Here is a 2640-nt window from a genome sequence, read left to right as displayed (position 1 = left end):
TCTACACTTGTGATGAAATATTTTTGAATAGATGACAAAAGAGACGTTTATAGTTTCGTAGTCTTGGCCATACTGAGACTATATAGTGATTCGTGATTCGCGGAAGGATGAGAAAAATGTTTGGAAAGGAACGTTAAAACAAGAGAAAATACGGGAAATATCTAAAGTTAGTCGGGAGACCATTTCGAGGGTCTGTAAAAATAGAGATTATATGCCTGCAGGTAAGACGATGAAGGCATTAGTGGATGCGATACGCAAGCTTACCGGAAAACAGGTCAAATCAGATGATTTTTGGATGTAGAACAACCTATATTTTAGGTGTAAGATTTGTGGGTGTTAACGAGTAACGTCGKTGAAGTGCGATCCGCAGCCGGGGCCCCTTTATTGGWTGCAAGCGTAGGATTAAATCTGAACTAGGACCTGTACATACAGCTGTACATATGTACAGCTGTATGTACAGGTCGCTGACTTCTCCCCTACCKCTTGAAGATTTTGATACTCACCCTGAGTCTTGGATGTAGAAACCCCATGAAAGATTAACTAATCTTACTTTCTATCAGACGTATCCGAGATACGCAGCTGCCATGGCTCAAAGGTTTACGAAATCATGTAGGAGTCGCAATGGCCGGTATGGAGGAACGAATGCAAAATCAGACTGCACCTGGNCCGAGATACGCAGCTGCCATGGCTCAAAGGTTTACGAAATCATGTAGGAGTCGCAATGGCCGGTATGGAGGAACGAATGCAAAATCAGACTGCACCTGGGGGCCTGTTCTTCGAGCAGCTGGCAGAAGAAGCATTCCCGCAAAAATGGAGTAATGTCTTAAAATCATGAAACAGGAATTAATGTTCAATATAATGACGGTACTAAAGAAATATGCGGTGCTTACATGAGGGTCAAACAACGTAAGAAACTTGAGGGTAATGGCATGTGGGAAAGCAGAGATGCTTCCAGAGCATTCCAATCATTTAGGCCAACCTTATGCCCCTCTTCAAGAGCAATATAGTCTTGCTATGATAATGAGTGGAACGGAGTTACTCTAACAACGAAAAAGATTCCGGATTCCAAATCTCCTGATCCCACCGAGTGCTGGCTAAGACTCAGGTGGCGCAGATATAGAACTTTACCTGTATACCTGTACATATGTATGTACATATGTACAGGTTATTTTTCTACACTTGTGATGAAATATTTTTGAATAGATGACAAAAGAGACGTTTATAGTTTCGTAGTCTTGGCCATACTGAGACTATATAGTGATTCGTGATTCGCGGAAGGATGAGAAAAATGTTTGTCTACACTTGTGATGAAATATTTTTGAATAGATGACAAAAGAGACGTTTATAGTTTCGTAGTCTTGGCCATACTGAGACTATATAGTGATTCGTGATTCGCGGAAGGATGAGTAAAATGTTTGGAAAAGAACGCAGTCGATTTGGTGAGTTCATTGACTGGCATGGGATAAAACAAGAGAAAATACGGGAAATATCTAAAGTTAGTCGGGAGACCATTTCGAGGGTCTGCAAAAATAGAGATTATATGCCTGCCGGTAAGACGATGAAGGCATTAGTGGACGCGGTACGTAAGCTTACCGGAAAACAAGTCAAGTCAGATGATTTTTGGATGTAGAACAACCTATACTTTAGGTGTAAGATTTGTGGGTGTTAACGAGTAACGTCGGTGAAGCGCGATCCGCAGCCGGGACCCCTTTATTGGGCTGCAAGCGTAGGATTAAATCTGTACTAGTACCTGTACATACAGCTGTACATATGTACAGCTGTATGTACAGGTACTGACTTCTCCCCTACCGCTTGAAGATTTTGATACTCACCCTGAGTCTTGGATGTAGAAACCCCATGAAAGATTAACTAATCTTACTTTCTGCATCAGACGTATCCGAGATACGCAGCTGCCATGGCTCAAAGGTTTACGANCTTGAAGATTTTGATACTCACCCTGAGTCTTGGATGTAGAAACCCCATGAAAGATTAACTAATCTTACTTTCTGCATCAGACGTATCCGAGATACGCAGCTGCCATGGCTCAAAGGTTTACGATATATTATGTAGGAGTCGCAATGGCCGGTATGGAGGAACGAATGCATAATCAGAGCGCACCGGGGACCTGTACTTCGAGCAGCTGGCAGAAGAAAGTAATGGCTTAAAATTTATGATTAAAACAAGAACTAATGTTAACATGCCAACGTTTAGGCCAACCTTATGCCCCTCTTCAAGAGCAATTTAGTCTTACTATGATAATGAATGGAACGGAGATCCCCTATCAACGTAAAAGACTCCGGATTCCAAATCTCCTGATCCCACNCCAACCTTATGCCCCTCTTCAAGAGCAATTTAGTCTTACTATGATAATGAATGGAACGGAGATCCCCTATCAACGTAAAAGACTCCGGATTCCAAATCTCCTGATCCCACAGAGCTGGCTAAGGCTCAGGTGGCGCAGTTTAGAACTTTACCTGTATACCTGTACATATGTACATACATATGTACAGGTTGTTTTTCTACACTTGTGATGAAATATTTTTGAATAGATGACAAAAGAGACGTTTATAGTTTCGTAGTCTTGGCCATACTGAGACTATATAGTGATTCGTGATTCGCGGAAGGATGAGAAAAATGTTT

At 41.8% G+C, this 2640-nt stretch carries 2 protein-coding genes; both read left to right on the top strand.

What is annotated here, in order from left to right; all coding sequences use genetic code 11:
• The first annotated feature begins 85 nt into the window (after nucleotides 1-85).
• Nucleotides 86-301 (top strand): hypothetical protein, encoded by a 216-nt coding sequence (locus ASG81_RS32450; RefSeq protein ID WP_056628900.1) that lies wholly within the window; start codon nucleotides 86-88, stop codon nucleotides 299-301.
• 1110 nt (nucleotides 302-1411) lie between these two features.
• The gene (locus ASG81_RS02760) at nucleotides 1412-1630 is read left to right on the top strand and encodes a hypothetical protein (RefSeq protein WP_056628898.1); all 219 of its coding nucleotides are present in this window, start codon (nucleotides 1412-1414) and stop codon (nucleotides 1628-1630) included.
• Nucleotides 1631-2640 lie beyond the last annotated feature (1010 nt).

Source organism: Paenibacillus sp. Soil522 (genome assembly GCF_001428245.1).
Taxonomy (GTDB): domain Bacteria; phylum Bacillota; class Bacilli; order Paenibacillales; family Paenibacillaceae; genus Pristimantibacillus.
Note: the sequence above shows the minus strand (reverse complement) of the source record. Positions and strands in the feature narration are given on the sequence as shown.

Excerpts from the sequence above, each read along its gene's own strand:
- ASG81_RS02760 (WP_056628898.1), top strand. The coding sequence starts at position 1,412 with ATGTTTGGAAAAGAACGCAGTCGATTTGGTGAGTTCATTGACTGGCAT.